A 16,621-nucleotide genomic window follows, 5' to 3' on the forward strand; every position below is an offset into this window, starting at 1 on the left:
AGTGAAGGAGCACCATGACCGACACGATCGACACCATCGTCGAGGCATCCGCCGCGGATGTCGTCGCCGACCTGACCATCGAGGAGAAGGCCTCGCTCACGAGCGGCGCCGACTTCTGGACGACCAAGTCGGTCGAGCGAGTGGGCCTGCCCTCGATCCTGCTGACCGACGGCCCCCACGGCGTGCGCCTGCAGCGCGCCGACAGCGACCACCTCGGCATCGGCGACAGCGTGCCGGCCACCTGCTTCCCGCCCGCCGTCGCGCTCGGGTCGTCGTTCGACCCCGAACTGCTCGAGCGCGTCGGCTCGGCGCTCGGCGAGGAGGCGCAGGCCGAGGGCGTCGGCGTGCTGCTCGGCCCCGGCATCAACATCAAGCGCTCGCCGCTCTGCGGACGCAACTTCGAGTACCTCTCGGAGGACCCGATCGTCTCGGGCGTGCTCGGCTCGGCGCTCGTGCGCGGCCTGCAGTCGCAGGGCGTCGGCGCGTCGCTCAAGCACTTCGCGGCCAACAACCAGGAGGCCGACCGCATGCGCGTCTCGGCCGACATCGACGAGCGCCCGCTGCGCGAGATCTACCTGCGCGGCTTCCAGCGCGTCGTCGAGGACGAGCAGCCGTGGACCGTCATGTGCTCGTACAACCGGCTCAACGGCGTCTACACGTCGGAGGACCCGTGGCTGCTCACGAAGGTGCTGCGCGACGAGTGGGGCTTCGAGGGCCTCGTCGTCTCGGACTGGGGCGCCGTCAACCACCGCGTGACGGGCCTCGTCGCGGGGCTCGACCTCGAGATGCCCGCGAGCGGCGGACGCACCGACGCCCAGCTCGTCGCCGCCGTGCACGACGGCTCGCTCGCCGAGGCCGACCTCGACCTCGCCGCGCGGCGCAACGTCGAGCTCGTGCAGAAGGCCGTGCGCAATGCTCGCACCGACGCGACCTACGACGTCGACACCCACCACGCCCTAGCCCGCGAGGTCGCCGCAGCTTCGATCGTGCTGCTGAAGAACGACGGCGTGCTGCCGCTCGCGGCCGACGCCTCGGTCGCCGTCATCGGCGAGCTCGCCCGCACCCCGCGCTACCAGGGGGCCGGATCGTCGCAGATCAACCCCACGAAGCTCGACAGCGCGCTCGACGAGATCCGCGTGATCGCGGGCGCGGGTGCTGGCGCCGGCGCGGGCGCTGGCGCCGAGGTCGCCTTCGCCGCGGGCTACGACGCCGATGGCTCGAGCTCGGACGAGCTCACCGCCGAAGCGGTCGCCGCGGCATCCGCAGCCTCGACCGTGCTGCTGTTCCTCGGCGTGCCCGCCGCGCAGGAGTCCGAGGGCTTCGACCGCGACGACCTCGAACTGCCGGCCGCGCAGCTCGAGCTGCTCGACGCCGTGCTCGCGGCCAACGCGAACGTCGTCGTCGTGCTCTCGAACGGCGGCGTCGTGCGCCTCTCGGGCTTCGCCGACCGGGTGCCCGCGATCGTCGAGGGATGGCTGCTCGGCCAGGCCGGCGGCGGCGCGGTCGCCGACGTGCTCTACGGCGTCGTGAACCCGTCTGGACGCCTCACCGAGACGATCCCGGTGCGCCTGGCCGACAGCCCCGCGTACCTCGACTTCCCGGGCGAGCACTCGCACGTGCGCTACGGCGAGGGCCTGTTCGTCGGCTACCGCTGGTACGACGCACGCGACCTCGAGGTCACCTACCCGTTCGGTCACGGCCTTTCGTACACGAGCTTCGAATATGCGGATGCCGCGGCGACCGCCTCCTCGGACGGCATCGCCGTGCGCGTCACCGTGACGAACACGGGCGACCGCGACGGCGCCGAGATCGTGCAGGTCTACACGTCGGTTTCCGGCTCGAGCGTCGTGCGCGCCCCCCGCGAGCTCAAGGGCTTCGCCAAGGTCGCGCTCGCCGCGGGCGAGTCCCGCGAGGTCGAGGTGCTCCTGCGCCGCAAGGACCTCGCGCACTGGGACACGCGCGTCGACGAGTGGGTCGTCGAGGGCGGCACCTACACGGTGTCGATCGGATCGTCGAGCCGCGACATCCGCTCGACGGCGACCGTCGAGGTCGAGGGCGATGCCGTGAACGCGCCGCTCTCGATGAACTCGTCGATCGGCGAGCTCATCGAGCACCCCGTCGCAGGCCCGATCATCATGCAGGCCTTCGCGGGCGGCGGAGAGGGCGACGGCGGACCGAACCCGGCCGGCGCGCTCCTGGCCGACCCGGCCATGTTCAAGATGATGGCGTCGTTCCCGATCGGGCGCCTCGCGTCGTTCCCCGGCATGCCCGTGACGATGGACCAGATCGAGCAGCTCATCGCGGCCTCGAACGGCCGGTAGCACCCCGGCGACGACGGCGGATGCCGCGGGCCGGCGTCGGCTCGCGGCATCCGCCGTTCGCCCTGCCTCGCGCCCGCCCCGCCCTTCGCCGCCGCCCCGCGCCCGCCCGCCTTCCCCCCCCGAGCCTCGTCGAGATGACACCAGTTGTCAGGTGGCCGGCGGTTCACTCGACAATTGGTGTCATCTCGATGGCGGCCACGGGCGCCACGGGCGCGACGGGCGCGACGGGCGCGACGGGCGCGACAGTCGTGCGGGTGGCACGGGTGCCCGGGCGCAACCCCTGTCGCGCCGAGCCGGCCTGGTGCCAGACTGGGCGGATCAGGCGGAGGGGGAACCGGATGTCGGCGACGAAGTCGGGCGAGGCCGCGCGCAAGGCGGCGCGAGCCGACGCGAGGCGCGCGGTGCGCGAGGCCAAGCGGGCGGCGAAGCAGGCGCGCAAGGTCGGCGAGAGCCTCACGCGCGCCGGAGCCGAACGGTTCGCGGCGCTGACGGCCGACGCGCAGGCCGACGTGCGGCTCGCGCGCGAGCTGCGGAAGTCCCGTCCGCATCAGGCCAAGCGGCTCGCGCACCGGGCCACGCGGCGGCTGGTCGGAGCATCGACGAGAGCCGCGGCATCCGGCGACGCGGCGGATCGCAAGCAGGCGGATGCCGCGGCGAAGCTCAATCAGCTCGCGATCGCCCTCGAGGCCAAGCAACGCCGTGCCGCGGCCAAGAAGATCGACCACTGGGCCGACTCCGCGAGCAAGGCGTGGCAGAAGAACGCCGACGCACGCGCCGCGCAGCGCGCGCCGCTCGAATAGGGCGAGCGCGCCCCGCCGGTCGCTTCGACGGCCGACGGGCTCTGCGCGTGAACGTCGCCGGTCGAGGAGGCGCGCCAGCGCCGTCTCGAGACCCGTTCGCCGTCGGCGCTGGTCTCGAGACGCTTCGCTCCTCGACCGGCGGAGTCTCCGCCGAGCCCTACTGCTTGACCGACGGCTTCTTCGCGGCGGGCTTGGTCGCGGTCGCAGCCGGCTTCGCCGCCGCGGGCGTGCGCGGGGTGCGGACGGTCTTCGGCTTCGCGGAGGCGGTCGCGACGGCCCGCGCAGCGGCATCCGCCAGCGGCTTCGCGATCGGCACCATGCGCGTGAGCTGCGTGACGTGCTGGGGGCCGAGCTCGTCGAGCGTGGCGACCTCGAGCAGCTTCATGGTGCGCTCGACCTCGCCCTTCAGGATCGAGATCGTCTTGTCGACGCCCCGCCGCCCGCCGGCCATGAGGCCGTAGAGGTACGCGCGGCCGATGAGCGTGAAGCGCGCACCGAGGGCGACGGATGCCACGATGTCGGCGCCGTTCATGATGCCGGTGTCGACGTGCACCTCCAGGTCGGAGCCGACCTCGCGCACGACGTGCGGCAGCAGGTGGAAGGGGATCGGCGCCCGGTCGAGCTGGCGTCCGCCGTGGTTCGAGAGCACGATGCCGTCGACGCCGCGGTCGGCGAGCAGGCGCGCGTCCTCGACGGTCTGCACGCCCTTGACGACGATCTTGCCCGGCCACATCGAGCGGATGATGTCGAGGTCGTCGAACGAGATGGTCGGGTCCATGGCCGAGTCGAGCAGTTCGCCGACGGTGCCGCCGGTCGTCGACAGCGAGGCGAACTCGAGCGGCGGGGTCGTGAGGAAGTTGATCCACCAGGCGGGACGGGGGATCGCGTTGATGATCGTGCCCGGGGTCAGCTGCGGCGGGATCGAGAAGCCGTTGCGCTTGTCGCGCAGGCGTGCGCCTGCGACCGGGGTGTCGACCGTGAAGAAGATCGTGTCGAAGCCGGCCGAGGCCGCGCGACGCGTGAGTTCGTAGGAGATCTCGCGCTCGCGCATGACGTAGAGCTGGAACCAGTTGCGCCCGGTCGGGTTCGCCGCCTTCACGTCTTCGATCGACGTGGTGCCGAGCGTCGACAGCGTGAACGGGATGCCCGCGGCACCGGCCGCACCGGCGCCCGCGATCTCGCCCTCGGTCTGCATGAGCCGGGTGAAGCCGGTCGGGGCGATGCCGAACGGCAGCGCGCTCGTGCCGCCGAGCACCTCGCGCGTCGTGTCGACCACGGGCACGCTGCGCAGCACCGACGGGTGGAACTCGACGTCCTGGAAGGCCTGGCGCGCACGCGCCAGCGACAGCTCGCCCTCGGCGGCGCCCTCGGTGTAGTCGAACGGCGCCTTCGGGGTGCGCCGCTTCGCGATCGCGCGCAGGTCGGCGATCGTGTGCGCCTTCTCGAGCCGACGGTCGGTCGGGTCGAGCGTCGGCGTCTTGAATCGCATGAGCTGGGCGAGCTCCTTGGGGTTCGGGAACTGGCGCTGGACCATCTTCGGTGCTCGCTTTCTGGTGGGTGCGGCCGTCAGGCGGTGACGGCGGTGGCTTCGGGGACGGCAGTGCCTTCGGGGAAGGTCTCGGCGTAGTACCCCGAGATGTGGTCGTGGATGCGGGAGCGGGCCGCCGCGGCATCCGCTGCCCTGATCGCCTCGACGACGCCGCGGTGCTCGCTGCGCAGGCGGGCGGATGTCGCGTGCCAGTCGTCGATGCGGGCGAGGCCGTCGAGCGCGTAGCCCTCGATGCCGCTGCGGAGGCCGGCCATGGTCGCGGTCACGACCTGGTTGCCGGATGCCTCGGCCAGCGCCAGGTGGAAGGCGGCGTCGAGCGCGAGGAACTCCGACGGGTCGAGGTCGGGGGAGTCCATGGCGTCGAGCAGGGCGTCGGCGGAGGCGAGGTCTGGGTAGGGAGTGGGATCGGACCCGCCGGTCGAGGAGCGTAGCGTCTCGAGACCAGCGCCCGACGCCGCACTCAGCCCCGCCCGCTCGGCCAGCTCGCCCGCGACCGCGGATTCGAGGATGAGTCGGGTGCGCACGATGTCGGCCACGGGGAACCCGTGCGCGGCGACCTGCAGGCGCATGAGCGCGCTCATGGCGCCGCTCGGGGTCGCGACGATGATCGCGCCCGCGTTCGGGCCGGAGCCCGAGGCCGTGCGGATCAGCCCCATGGCCTCGAGCACGCGCAGCGCCTCGCGCACGCTCGAGCGCCCGACGCCGAGGTCGGCCGCGAGGGCGCGTTCACCGGGAAGGCGATCGCCGGGCCGGAGGTCGCCGTCGAGCAGGCGGCGTTCGACGTGCTCGAGTACGGCGCGCCAGGCGCGGGGGCTCTCGACGTCGTCGGCCATGCCCTGCTCCTTCCGCGCCCATGTGGTCTGACCACACTAGCACGTGTGGTCAGACCACACGTGCGACCCGCGAATGGGCGAAATGGGCGACGTCGGGACGCCCGAGCGCGCCAAGATCGCCCACTCGCGAACGAGCGGACGTGCGAGAGGGCGGCGAGCCCCGGCGAGCCGTCGGCGTCAGTCCTTGTCGGGGCGGATGCGGATGCGGTTGCCCGCCTCGTCGACCTCGACCACGCCGCCGCGCGACTTCAGGAAGTCCGTGAACGAGCCGAAGCCGAGGCGGCGCTCCTGGAACGACGGGTCCATGCGCAGCATCTGGTTCTTGACGGCGCCCGACGGCTGCCATTCGTCGTCGTTCTTCGCGCGCAGCAGTTCGAGGGCCTTCACGAGCAGCCGGCCCGGGTTGCGCGTCGGAGCCGAGGCATCGGGCGACATGAACGAGATCACGGGCACGCCGCGAGGGCCGGTCGCCGCGGCTTCGGGAACCTCGTCGGCCTCGTCGGCCGCGTCGACGGCCGGTGCGGCTGCCCTTGAGGACCCGCCCGACTTCGCGCGACGGTTCGTGCGCTTCACGGGTGCCGCGGCGTCGGCGTCCGCCTTCGCGGCATCCGCCTTCGAGCCGTCGCCCGCCTCGGCAGTGGCGTCGGCGGCAGCATCGGCGGGTGCGTCGGCCGGCGCGGCCCGCCTCGAACCACGGCGAGCGGATGTCGCGGGCGCCTGCGCTGCGGCATCCGTCGCCGTCGTGGCATCCGCCACCTGATCGACCGTCTCGTCGGTGTCGAGCAGTGCGTCGTAATCGGCGTACTCGTCGCACGCCGCCGTGAGCGCGCGGCTCGTGCCGCCCGCGACGCCGATGCCGACGACGTAGCGGCCCAGCCGCTTGGCCTTCTGCGCGAGCGCGACGTAGTCGGAGTCGCCCGCGACGATCACGATGTGCGTGAGGTCGTCGATGCGGAACATGTCCTCGATCGCGTCGACCGCGAGGCGGATGTCGGCGCCGTTCTTCGTCGCCGAGAGCGGGAACAGCTGCACGAGGTCGACGGCGCGGTCGATGAGCTGACCGCGGTAGCTCGCATTCACGGGCGTCGACCAGTCGGCGTACGCGCGGGCGATCGCGATGGTGCCGAACGTGGCCGCGAAGTCGAGCACGGCATCGACGTCGACGGTGGCCTGCGCGAGCCGCTCGGCCGTGTCGGCCGTGACGGTCTTGCGGCGCGAGGTGTCGCGGCGGTACTGGCTGTCGCCGTGGAGCTGGTCGTAGCGCGAGATGACGATGTTGTCGAAGTCGAAGTACAGGGCCACGCGGGGTTCTGCCGAGATGGGCATGGAGACCTTCCATCGAGGGTGTGCCTCCGAGCCTACGCCGCCGACCTGTGCGGTTCCGGGAGCGGGGGGTTGGCCGGTCGCCTCCGCTCGGCCACACTGGGCCTATGGACGACGACGCCAGCCCGACCAGCCCCGATCTCCGACTCAGCGACGCGGAGCGCGAACGTGCCGTGGCGCGGCTCGCCGATGCGCACGCCACCGGGCGCCTGAGCGTCGAGGAGTACGGCCAGCGGGCGGCGAGCGCTCGAGCGGCGGTCACGCGCGGCGACCTCGTTCCGCTGTTCGCCGACCTGCCGGCCGATCTCCCGCCCGCTCCCGGTTCGCCCGGTCCGCGCTACGGGACGTCGGATGCGGCCGCCGATCCGGTCTCGCGCCCCGCGACGTTCACCGACCCCGACTTCGATGCCGCAGCCTCGGGCGACGGAGGCACGCGAGCGCTCGGCGGCCGCGTCGGGGCCACGATCATGGCGCTCGTGCCGTTCGTCGCGCTGGTCCTGTTCCTGCTGAGCGGGTACTTCGGCAGTTGGGGCTGGTCGTGGATCTGGTGGCTGCTCGTGCCCATCGCGGGCATCGTCATCTACGGCCCCGGGTCGGACGGGCGTCGCCGCCGCTGACCCGAGGCCTCCTTGCGTAGGCCTGCTGCGCGGACCTGCCGCGCAGCAGGCAGCAGGCAACAGGCGTCAGGCGGATGCCGCGGCGAGCTCGCCCTCGGCGCGCACCCCGGCCTCGGCCAGCACGCCGAGGAACGCCTTCATCCACGTGCCGTTGTCGGGCCATGCGCGCGACGTGACGAGATTGCCGTCGACCACGCCGCCGCCGTTCTCGAACGCGGCGCCGACCACCTCGAGGTCGATCGCGAGTTCGGGGTAGATCGACGAGGTGCGGCCGTTCAGCACTCCGGCGGCTGCCAGCAGCAGCGGACCGTGACACGTCGCCGCGACCGGGGCATCCGTCGCGAAGAAGTGGCGCACGATGCGCTTCGCGTCCTCGTTGTTGCGCAGGTACTCGGGAGCACGACCGCCCGGGATCACGATCGCCGCGTAGTCGGCGGGGTCGACGTCGGCGAGCGCGACATCCGCGGGCCAGGTGTGGCCGAGCTTCTCGGTGTACGTGTCGAAGCCGTCGACGAAGTCGTGCACGACGAACTGCAGCTTGCGCACCTCGGGCGCGCCGATGTGCACCTCGAAGCCCTCCTCCTTGAGGCGCTCGTAGGGGTAGAGCACCTCGAGCGACTCGGCCGCGTCGCCGGTGATGATGAGGATCTTGGTCATGGGGAGACCTCCATTGGTCTGGTTCGCCTGCGCCGCAGTGCGCCGCGCTGCACTGCGCTGAACGGATGCCGCGAGTCGGCGACTCGGGCGACGCCGCCCGGTGAGCGGCCGTCGGCCCGACTCTGCGCCTGCCGGCGACCCCGCGTCACGTCCGGTTCGCACTATGTGCGAAAACGCCCCGGATCGGTGCGCGCGGGTGTCGCCGGGCCGTGTCGCCGGCCGGAGCTCCGGCGTAGCATCGGGGCATGAGCGCAGAGGAGCGCCACGGCGGCGCGGGCATCCAGTCGGCCGAGCGCGTGCTGCGCATCCTCGAGCTCGTCGGCGCGGCGCCGACCGGCCTCACCGCTGCAGAGATCGCGAGCTCGCTCGGCCTCGGGCAGTCGACGACCTACCGCCTGCTCGCGACGCTGCACCGGCAGGACTACCTGGCCAGGCAGGCGGGGGAGCACCGCTACATCCTCGGCCGCACGGTCGACCAGCTCGGCCGCGCGCTGCAGTACCAGCTCGTCGCGACCGACCCGGTGCGGCAGGTGCTGCGCGCCATGCACGACGCCGTCGGCGCGCCCGCATACCTCACGGTGTTCCGCGGCGACGACATCGCGGTCGCGCACATCGAGGACTCCGCCACGCACCCACGCATCGGCCAGCTGCACGTCGGCTTCTCGGAGGCGTCGCACACGACCGCGTTCGGCAAGCTCATGCTCGCCTCCCGCGACGACGCGGCGGTGGCCCGCTTCCTCGAGCGGCATTCGCCGGCCCGGCTCACGGCGTCGAGCATCACGGATGCCGCGGTGCTGAACGATCAGCTCGACGAGATCCGCGCGCAGCAGGTCGCCGTCGAGATCGAGGAGTACCTGCCGAAGCTCGCGTGCATCGCCGCGCCCGTGCGCTCGGCCGCCGGACGCACGGTCGGTGCCGTCTCGGTCTCGGTGCAGGCCAAGGACTTCGCGGCGAGGTCGGCGCAGCTCGAGCGTGCGGTGCGCCGGGGCGCCTGGCAGGTGTCGGCGCGGCTCGCGGGCTGAGCGCACGGCGCCGGCGGGCGGCATCCGGAATTCAGGAGATCTCGACCTATAGGCCTCCACAGGGGCGTGAATGCCGGGATCTCCTGAATTTCTGCGGTCGTCGGGCGGTGGAGCAGCGCAGGGCGGGGCAGGAGGACCGGTCGGCCGCGTCAGACGGCAGGGAACGGCCCGGTGCCGCCCGGCCCGATGCGCCACCGGTGCTCCTGGCGCGCGAGCAGTGCGAGGATCCCCGCCGAGGTGCGCTCCCAGTCGTGCATGACCTGCCGGTAGCTCAGCCGGAGTACGAGGTACCCACGGGCCACGAGCTCGAAGTCGCGCCGGCGATCGTTCTCGAACTGCGACTGGGAACGGTGGAAGCCCCACCCGTCGACCTCGATCACGAGCCGGTCGCCGACGAGGACGTCGACGAGCCCGACACCCTCGAGCGGCGCCTGAGTGCGGAACCGGACCCGGCGGCTCCGCAGGAACAGCCGGACCTTCGTCTCGAGCCCGACTGCCCGACTGCCCGCCGAAGTCGAGCCGATCGAGCGCGGCGCGCCGACCGATCGGCATCGCCTCGCGCACCGCGTCGAGGTGCCCCGGATCGAGCGCGCGGCGCTCGATCGCCGACTCGACGGCAGCGAGGGCATCGGCGATCGGCGTGCACGCGAACATCTCGCCGAGGGCGGTCGACAGCGGATCACGGCCCACGGTGCCGCGGATGCGCCTGCGGTAGTGCAGGCACACCCCGTGCGCGTCGGCCGTGAGGGGGAGCGCGCGGTCGTGAGGGGATCGCAGCCGGGAGGCGTTCGCAGCCACGCGCACGTGCAGTCGGTCTCGTTCGGGGACCCAGAGGCCGTTGATCCTCGCGACCGTCGACGCGGTGGCGATGCCGCCGACCCTGATCGCGCGCACGACGTCGTAGGGGGCGTCGGGCGCCGCGAACCATCCGTTCCGGATCCGAGTCGCAGTACCGGCGCGCACCGCGCTCGCCACCGACTCGCGCTTGACGCCCGCAGCCTCGAACGCCGCGAATCCCGCCGCACCGCCGGCACGACGCAGCACCGTCGTCACCTCTGCGCTCGCCGTCACGGGGCGAGTCTGCCCGCCCGGCGGCGCGGTCGGGTCGGAGAGGCGCGAGCTGTGGACAAACCCGGGCGGGCGACATCCGAAATTCAGGAGATCTCGACCTATAGGCCCCCACAGGGGCGTGAATGCCAGGATCTCCTGAATTTCTGAGGCGAAGCACGCGCGTCACGTGGGGCAACAGGGGAATACCGGCGTCCTCCCGTCGTTGTGGTCACTGCCGGCGATCGCACGCGACCGCCGGCGCCGACCCTGACGTCCGACCCGGCTGGAGCACCGATGACCGAGACCACGACCGCAGCCCGCGCCCGCATCGGCGCATCCGACCTCGAGATCGCGCCGCTCTCGCTCGGCACGAACGTCTTCGGCTGGACGGCCGACCGCGACGCCACCTTCGCCGTGCTCGACGCCTTCGTGGCCGGCGGCGGCGACTTCGTCGACACGGCCGACGGGTACTCGGCGTGGGTTCCGGGCAACACGGGCGGCGACAGCGAGCGCCTCATCGGCGAGTGGGTCGCCGCGCGCGGCTCGCGCGACCGCCTCGTGCTCGCGACCAAGGTGAGCACGCATCCCGACTTCACGGGGCTCTCGGCCGCCAACGTCCGGGCTGCGGCGGATGCCTCGCTCCAGCGTCTCGGCACCGACGTCATCGACCTGTACTACGCCCACTTCGACGACGCCGAGGTGCCGCTCGAGGAGACGGTCGGCGCGTTCTCGGAGCTCGTCGACGCGGGCAAGATCCGGGCGATCGGCATCTCGAACTACACGCCCGAGCGCATCGACGAGTGGTTCCGGGTCACCGAGGCGAACGGGCTGCACCGTGCGGTCGCGCTGCAGCCGCACTACAACCTCGTCGAACGCGACTTCGAGACCAACGGCCTGCGCGAGCGCGCCGAGCGCGAAGGCCTCGCGGTGTTCCCGTACTTCTCGCTCGCGAAGGGGTTCCTCGCCGGCAAGTACCGGTCGTTGGCGGATGTCTCCGCCGACGGCGCGAGCGTGCGCGCGGGCGGGGCGGCGCCCTACGTCGGCGAACGCGGCGACGGCGTGCTGTCGGTGCTCGACGAGGTCGCGGGCGCCCACGCGGCATCCGTCGCCTCGGTGTCGCTCGCCTGGCTCCGCCAGCAGCCGGCCGTCGTCGCGCCGATCGCGAGCGCGCGCAACGTCGACCAGCTCGGCGACCTGCTCGCCTCGATCTCGCTCGAGCTGACGGGTGAGGAGCTCGCGGCGCTCGCCGCGGCATCCGACAACGACTGATCGCAGGCTGATCGACGCCTGATCACCGCCTGATTCCGCACGGGGCGTGCCGGGGCGATGCTGGCCCCGGCACGCGGCACCCGCCTAGGGTGGATCGCATGAAGGCGACGATCGCGGGAACGACCATGCCGATCCTCGAGCTCACGCTCGATGCCGGGGAGAAGATCGTCGCCGAGGGCGGTGACGTCGCGTGGATGTCGCCGGGGTTCGCCCTCGACACCTCCACCGTGCACGGCACGGGCGGCCAGGGCGGGTTCATGAGCGGCCTGAAGCGCGTGCTCGGTGGCGCCCAGCTGTTCCTGACCGAGTACACCGCGCCCTCGCAGGGCGGGCTGGTCGCGTTCGCCGCGCAGCTGCCCGGCACGATCCGCCAGCTCGACGTCGACGCGGCGGACTCGTTCATGGTGCAGGCGGGGGCCTACTCGGCGAGCACCGCCGGCGTCGAGGTCTCGGTCGGCCTGCAGAAGAAGCTCGGGGCCGGCATCTTCGGCGGTGCGGGCGTGATCTTCCAGAAGCTGACCGGCAACGGCACCGCGTGGGTGCAGCTCGCCGGCGAGATCACCGAGTACGACCTGCCCGCCGGGCAGTCGCTGCTCATCCACCCCGGGCACCTCGCGCTGTTCGAGGCGGGCATGGACCTGCAGTTCACGTCGGTGAAGGGCATCAAGAACAAGTTCTTCGGCGACTCGCTCTTCCTCGCCGAGATCCACGGACCCGGTCGCATCTGGCTGCAGTCGATGACGCCGGCGAAGCTGGCCGCGGCCATCGAGCCGTACCTGCCCGACCGCTCGTCGGGTTCGAGCAGCAACTCCTGAGCTCGCGAGAGCATCGGCAGCCCGGCCGGCCGCAGCCCGACCGCGTGACCGTGTCGCCGCGCTCGGTTCACCGCGCCGTGCCATGATTCGGTGACGTCGCCGCCCGGGCGACGTCGGAGGGGGTCGGCGTGCGCAGGCGTTGGTGGAGGCTCGACCCCGGTGGTGCGATCGTCGGCCTGCTGTTCGCGGCGCTGTCGATGACCCCGTCGCTGCTGCCGCGGCCCGCGCTGTTCCAGGGCGTGATCACCGGGTTCGGGTTCCTCATCGGGTACGGCATCGGCGTCGGCCTGTGGTGGCTGGTGCGTCGGTTCGTGCGCTGGCGTCCGACGCCGTCGCAGCGACGCATCGCATGGTGGACGTACGCGGGGATCGCCGTGGCCCTCGCGCTCGTGCTCGGCTTCGCCTCGGTCGGGTGGCAGAACGAGGTGCGACGCACGGTCGAGCTGCCCGAGATCGACGGCTTCGACGGCCTCCTCTTCGTCGTCGGCTTCGTGCCGGTCGTGCTCATCGGCATCGCCCTCGCGCGCGCCGAGCATCGACTCGGCATCCGGATGTCGGCCCGACTCGGGCGGGGCTGGGGCGTGACCGCCACGGTGGCGATCATCGTCGGCGCGACGGTCGCGCTCGTCTCGGTCGTGATGTTCGGACTCGACCGGCTGTATCTCGCGAACAACGGCCCGGCCGCGCCCTGGGTCACCGAGCCGATGAGCGCCTTCCGCTCGGCCGGTCCCGACTCCGAGGTCGAGTGGGATCTCGTCGGGCGCCACGGCACGGCCTTCCTCGGCGGCGGCCCGAAGGCGGCCGACATCGAGGAGCTGACCGGTGCGCCGGCGCTCGAACCGGTTCGCGTCTACGTCGGCCAGGCGAATGCGCCGACCGTCGAGGAGCGCGCGGCGATCGCCGTGCGCGAGCTGGAACGCACCGGCGCGTTCGATCGCGACGTGCTCGTGGTCGCCACGACGACCGGCTCCGGATGGCTCGAGCCGCAGGCCGTCGACGCCGTCGAGTACCTGCACGGCGGAGACACGGCGATCGTGTCGATGCAGTACGCCTACACGCCGAGCTGGGTGTCGTTCGTGTTCGACCCCGATGCGCCGGTCGCGTCATCCGTCGCCCTGTTCGACGCGGTGCATGCGAAGTGGGAGACCCTGCCCGAGGCGATGCGACCGCAGCTCGTGGTCTACGGCCTGAGCCTCGGCGCGCACGGCACGCAGGAGGCGTTCGACGGACTCGAGGACATGCGCGCGAACGTCGAGGGCGCGCTGCTCGTCGGCAGCCCGAATGGCTCGACCATGTGGCGAACGCTCACCGAGGAGCGCGACGCGGGCAGCCCCCAATGGCTCCCGGTCGTCGAGGGCGGACGCGAGGTGCGCTGGCAGTCGGTGCCCGGCGACTTCGACGCGCTCGGCCCGGACTGGGAGGCGCCAAAGGTCGCGTACTTGCAGCACGCCAACGACCCCGTGACGTGGCTCGGCCTCGAGCTGATCTGGACCGAGCCCGACTGGCTGAAGCCAGGGCAGCGCGCCGACGAGGTCAGCGACTCCATGCGCTGGATCCCCGGGGTGACCGCCCTGCAGGTCGTCATCGACATGTTCATGGGCGAGAGCGTGCCCGCGAGCCACGGGCACAACTACGGCGACGTCGTGCTCGACGGATGGCGCGCGATCACGGGCGACGGCGACCTCGACGTCGCCGCACTCGCGCGGATCCAGGGCGTGCTGGAGGGGTACGCGGCGGTGCAGCCGGTCGGCAGCGTCAGCGAATAACGGCGTCGCGTCGCTCGTCGTCGCGACGCTCCGCATCACTCCGTCAGTTGATGATCTGGGCCTGTTCATCGGCCGCGAGCGCCGCCAGGCGGTCGCGCCAGGCCTGGAGCGCCTCGGGGGAGAGCCTGGTCCAATCGTGGACCTCGCCGATCACCCTGAGCGGCTCGCTGCTGCGGTACGAACGGGTGGGATTGCCCGGGAACTTCTGGTCGGTCACGTTCGGGTCGTTCTCGAACGTTCCGGTCGGTTCGACCTCGTAGACGTGCGGGGAGCCGTGGCCGTGAGCGAGCTCGACGGCGAGTTCGGCGGCCAGGCCGGCCCCGTCGCGGAGCGCGGTGAAGTAGACGTGGTTCATCACGACCTCGGGCCGGTAGTTCGACGGGCGCCCCGCCGTGAAGAGGTCTCCGACGCGGAGCTCGGCGGTCGTGCCGTGGAAGAACGGTCCAGAGTCCAGTGCGCGATTCACGGCGACAGCCTAGGCGCCCGACCTCGGGAATCCCAGTGGTCAGGCCCCGGCGGCGACCGCGTTGTGCAGTCGGTCGCCGTCGAGGCCGAACCGGCCGTAGCCGCCGCCGACGTTCGTGAGCAGCACGAAGCAGATGCCGAGCGACGGCGTGATCCAGAACTCGGTGCCGGCCCAGCCGCCATGCCCGTAGGTGTCGGTCGTGAGCAGGCTGGGCGCCGAATGGCGAAGGTTCCACGCGAAGCCCCAGTCCTGCCCGCGCGACGCGGGGTAGGGCTCGAGCTTCGGGACGCCGACGGTCAGCGGTCGCAGCATCGCGGCGTGCGCGGCCTGCGAGACGAGCGCGCCGTCGTCGCGCAGCAGCGCGCTGCCGACGGCCAGCAGGTCTTCGGCTCGGCCGAGAAGTCCGGCTCCCGGATGCCGCAGGGCGGCGAATCTCGCATAGTCGAGGCCCTGCGAGTCGGCGTCGACGGGCGCGTGCCGGCTCGCCGCGGCGTCGAACGTGAAACCCGAGGCACCGACACGCGCGCCGACGGCGTCGACCGCTCGCTCCCACGGGGCGCCGGAGGCGTGCTCGATGAGCGCTGCGACGCCCGCGAAGGCGATGGTCGAGTAGCGGCTCGCGGTGCCCGCGGCGAAGTCGCGCCCGGGCGCGAGCAGTCCGGGGCGCAGCCCCCGAACGTCGTCCATGGGCGGCTCGACGATGCCCGACGCGTGGCTCACGAGGTGCCGCAGCCGCACGACGTCGTCGCGGCCTGCGCCGAACTCCGGCACGGCCTCGGTGAGCGGAGTGTCGGGCGTGAGCAGGCCCCGCTCGACCTGGTGCAGCGCGGCGAGGCCCACGATCGGCTTCGTGATCGAGAACAGCGGGTAGTGGTCGTCGACGGATGCCCCGCCGAACGCCTCGAGCGCGACGATGCCGTCACCGGTCGCGACCCCGAGCACCGCCGACGGCAGCGGGCCGTCCTCGACGTTGCGGCGGGCCCAGTCGAAGGCGTGGTCGAAGTAGGGCATGAGGTCCTCTCGGGGCGGCGGCGGCGGCCGGGCAGGCGGGCCGGTCGGGCGATGCGCGGAACGGGTCGACGGAGGGGCGGTGGGGCGGATGCCGCGGGCGGCTCAGGTGCGCAGCACCACGTTGCGCGGCTCGTCGCCCCGCAGCATCCGCTCGACCTGGTCGCGCACGAGGCGCGCCATGCGGGGCATCATCGCGGTGGACGCGCCGCCCACGTGCGGGGAGACGAGCACGTTCGGCAGCGTGAAGAGCGGGTGGCCGAGGGGCAGCGGCTCGGGGTCGGTGACGTCGAGCGCGAAGCGGAGGCGGCCGGATGTCGCCTCCGCCAGGATCGCCGCCGTGTCGGCGACCTTGCCGCGGGCGATGTTCACGACGAGCGCGCCGTCGGGCAGCGCCGACAGGAAGTCGGCGTCGACGAGGTCGGTCGTGGCATCCGTCAGCGGAACGCCCACGATGACGATCTCGGCGAGGGGCAGCAGTCCGGGCAGTTCGTCGATGCCGTGGATGCGGCCGCGCTCGTCGTCGCGGGCCCTGCTCGCGACGCGCGTGACCTCGACTTCGAAGGGCAGCAGCCGCTGCTCGATCGCCTGCCCGACGCCGCCGTATCCGACGAGCAGCACCCGGCGGTCGGCGACGCTCGCGTGCCGGGCGGGCGCCCAGCGGCCCTCGCCCGCCGAGCGCACGAAGTCGGGGATGCCGCGCTGGGCCGCGAGCACGAGTGCGAGGGTCAACTCGGCCGTCGAGGTCTCGTGCACCGAGGCCGCATTCGCGTAGACGTGGCCCGGCGGCAGCACCTCGGCGACGTCGTCGTAGCCGATCGACTGCGACTGCACGAGCCGCGTCGTGACGCCATCGAGCGCGCCGAGCTTCGCCGAGGCGCCCATGTACGGCGGCACGACGAGGTCGAGGTGCGCGGCCGGGGCGGGGCCGGTGAGATCCCACAGCACCACGTCGACGCCCTCGGGCAACGGACCGATCGCGTCGCGGAGGGTGGCGCCGGGCAGGGACACGAGCAGTCGATCGGTCATGCATCGATCCTCTCAGGCGGATGCCGCGGCATCCGCTCGATCGGGGATCGTGACCGGCGGGTCGTGGGGGTCGCGCGCAGACGCAGGAGTTGAGGC

General features: G+C 72.5%; 15 protein-coding genes. 7 read left to right on the plus strand and 8 right to left on the minus strand.

Translation table 11 applies throughout. From position 1 onward, the window contains the following. Window positions 1-14 precede the first annotated feature (14 nt). Both ATC03_RS01080 and ATC03_RS01085 read left to right on the plus strand, forming a co-directional pair. Window positions 15-2,321 (plus strand): glycoside hydrolase family 3 C-terminal domain-containing protein, encoded by a 2,307-nt coding sequence (locus ATC03_RS01080; protein WP_152030817.1) that lies wholly within the window; start codon window positions 15-17, stop codon window positions 2,319-2,321. A gap of 338 nt (window positions 2,322-2,659) precedes the next feature. Further along, on the plus strand, window positions 2,660-3,121 hold the full coding sequence (locus ATC03_RS01085; protein WP_067872074.1) for a hypothetical protein: 462 nt from the start codon (window positions 2,660-2,662) through the stop codon (window positions 3,119-3,121). Window positions 3,122-3,278: 157 nt separating this feature from the next. Here the strand turns inward: ATC03_RS01085 and ATC03_RS01090 are convergent, their stop codons facing one another. The 3 genes from ATC03_RS01090 to ATC03_RS01100 all read right to left on the minus strand — a co-directional run bounded on the left by ATC03_RS01090 (window position 3,279) and on the right by ATC03_RS01100 (window position 6,829). Further along, entirely contained in the window at window positions 3,279-4,655 is a 1,377-nt protein-coding gene (locus ATC03_RS01090) for an alpha-hydroxy acid oxidase (RefSeq protein WP_067872076.1), read from the minus strand. A 32-nt stretch (window positions 4,656-4,687) separates the two neighbouring features. Next, entirely contained in the window at window positions 4,688-5,503 is an 816-nt protein-coding gene (locus tag ATC03_RS01095; protein ID WP_067872079.1) for a FadR/GntR family transcriptional regulator, read from the minus strand. Window positions 5,504-5,680: 177 nt separating this feature from the next. Next, window positions 5,681-6,829, minus strand: a complete 1,149-nt coding sequence (locus ATC03_RS01100) for an NYN domain-containing protein (RefSeq protein ID WP_067872082.1) — start codon at window positions 6,827-6,829, stop codon at window positions 5,681-5,683. Window positions 6,830-6,933: 104 nt separating this feature from the next. Between ATC03_RS01100 and ATC03_RS01105 the strand changes: the two genes are divergently transcribed. Further along, window positions 6,934-7,443 (plus strand): DUF1707 SHOCT-like domain-containing protein, encoded by a 510-nt coding sequence (locus ATC03_RS01105; RefSeq protein ID WP_067872085.1) that lies wholly within the window; start codon window positions 6,934-6,936, stop codon window positions 7,441-7,443. Between the two features lie 66 nt (window positions 7,444-7,509). Here the strand turns inward: ATC03_RS01105 and ATC03_RS01110 are convergent, their stop codons facing one another. After that, window positions 7,510-8,100 (minus strand): DJ-1/PfpI family protein, encoded by a 591-nt coding sequence (locus ATC03_RS01110; protein WP_067872088.1) that lies wholly within the window; start codon window positions 8,098-8,100, stop codon window positions 7,510-7,512. A gap of 245 nt (window positions 8,101-8,345) precedes the next feature. Between ATC03_RS01110 and ATC03_RS01115 the strand changes: the two genes are divergently transcribed. Then, complete coding sequence (locus ATC03_RS01115; RefSeq protein WP_067872091.1) at window positions 8,346-9,122, plus strand: IclR family transcriptional regulator; 777 nt, start codon at window positions 8,346-8,348, stop codon at window positions 9,120-9,122. A gap of 149 nt (window positions 9,123-9,271) precedes the next feature. Here ATC03_RS01115 and ATC03_RS01120 read toward each other — a convergent pair whose 3' ends face one another. Beyond that, window positions 9,272-9,751, minus strand: coding sequence for an endonuclease domain-containing protein (locus ATC03_RS01120; protein WP_067872094.1), 480 nt, complete (start codon window positions 9,749-9,751; stop codon window positions 9,272-9,274). Between the two features lie 715 nt (window positions 9,752-10,466). Between ATC03_RS01120 and ATC03_RS01125 the strand changes: the two genes are divergently transcribed. The 3 genes from ATC03_RS01125 to ATC03_RS01135 all read left to right on the plus strand — a co-directional run bounded on the left by ATC03_RS01125 (window position 10,467) and on the right by ATC03_RS01135 (window position 14,022). Continuing rightward, on the plus strand, window positions 10,467-11,441 hold the full coding sequence (locus ATC03_RS01125; protein WP_067872097.1) for an aldo/keto reductase: 975 nt from the start codon (window positions 10,467-10,469) through the stop codon (window positions 11,439-11,441). 98 nt (window positions 11,442-11,539) lie between these two features. Then, entirely contained in the window at window positions 11,540-12,256 is a 717-nt protein-coding gene (locus tag ATC03_RS01130) for a TIGR00266 family protein (RefSeq protein ID WP_067872100.1), read from the plus strand. Window positions 12,257-12,384: 128 nt separating this feature from the next. Further along, window positions 12,385-14,022 (plus strand): alpha/beta hydrolase, encoded by a 1,638-nt coding sequence (locus ATC03_RS01135; protein WP_084003163.1) that lies wholly within the window; start codon window positions 12,385-12,387, stop codon window positions 14,020-14,022. Between the two features lie 43 nt (window positions 14,023-14,065). Here ATC03_RS01135 and arr read toward each other — a convergent pair whose 3' ends face one another. The 3 genes from arr to ATC03_RS01150 form a co-directional block, all read right to left on the minus strand. Beyond that, window positions 14,066-14,488, minus strand: coding sequence for an NAD(+)--rifampin ADP-ribosyltransferase (arr, locus tag ATC03_RS01140; RefSeq protein ID WP_067872103.1), 423 nt, complete (start codon window positions 14,486-14,488; stop codon window positions 14,066-14,068). A 39-nt stretch (window positions 14,489-14,527) separates the two neighbouring features. Then, window positions 14,528-15,499: a serine hydrolase domain-containing protein gene (locus ATC03_RS01145; protein WP_067872106.1), complete on the minus strand. Its 972-nt coding sequence runs from the start codon at window positions 15,497-15,499 to the stop codon at window positions 14,528-14,530. Between the two features lie 102 nt (window positions 15,500-15,601). Then, on the minus strand, window positions 15,602-16,525 hold the full coding sequence (locus ATC03_RS01150; RefSeq protein WP_067872109.1) for a 2-hydroxyacid dehydrogenase: 924 nt from the start codon (window positions 16,523-16,525) through the stop codon (window positions 15,602-15,604). Window positions 16,526-16,621: the final 96 nt, after the last annotated feature.

The sequence above is a fragment of the Agromyces aureus genome, assembly GCF_001660485.1.
Lineage (GTDB): Bacteria > Actinomycetota > Actinomycetes > Actinomycetales > Microbacteriaceae > Agromyces > Agromyces aureus.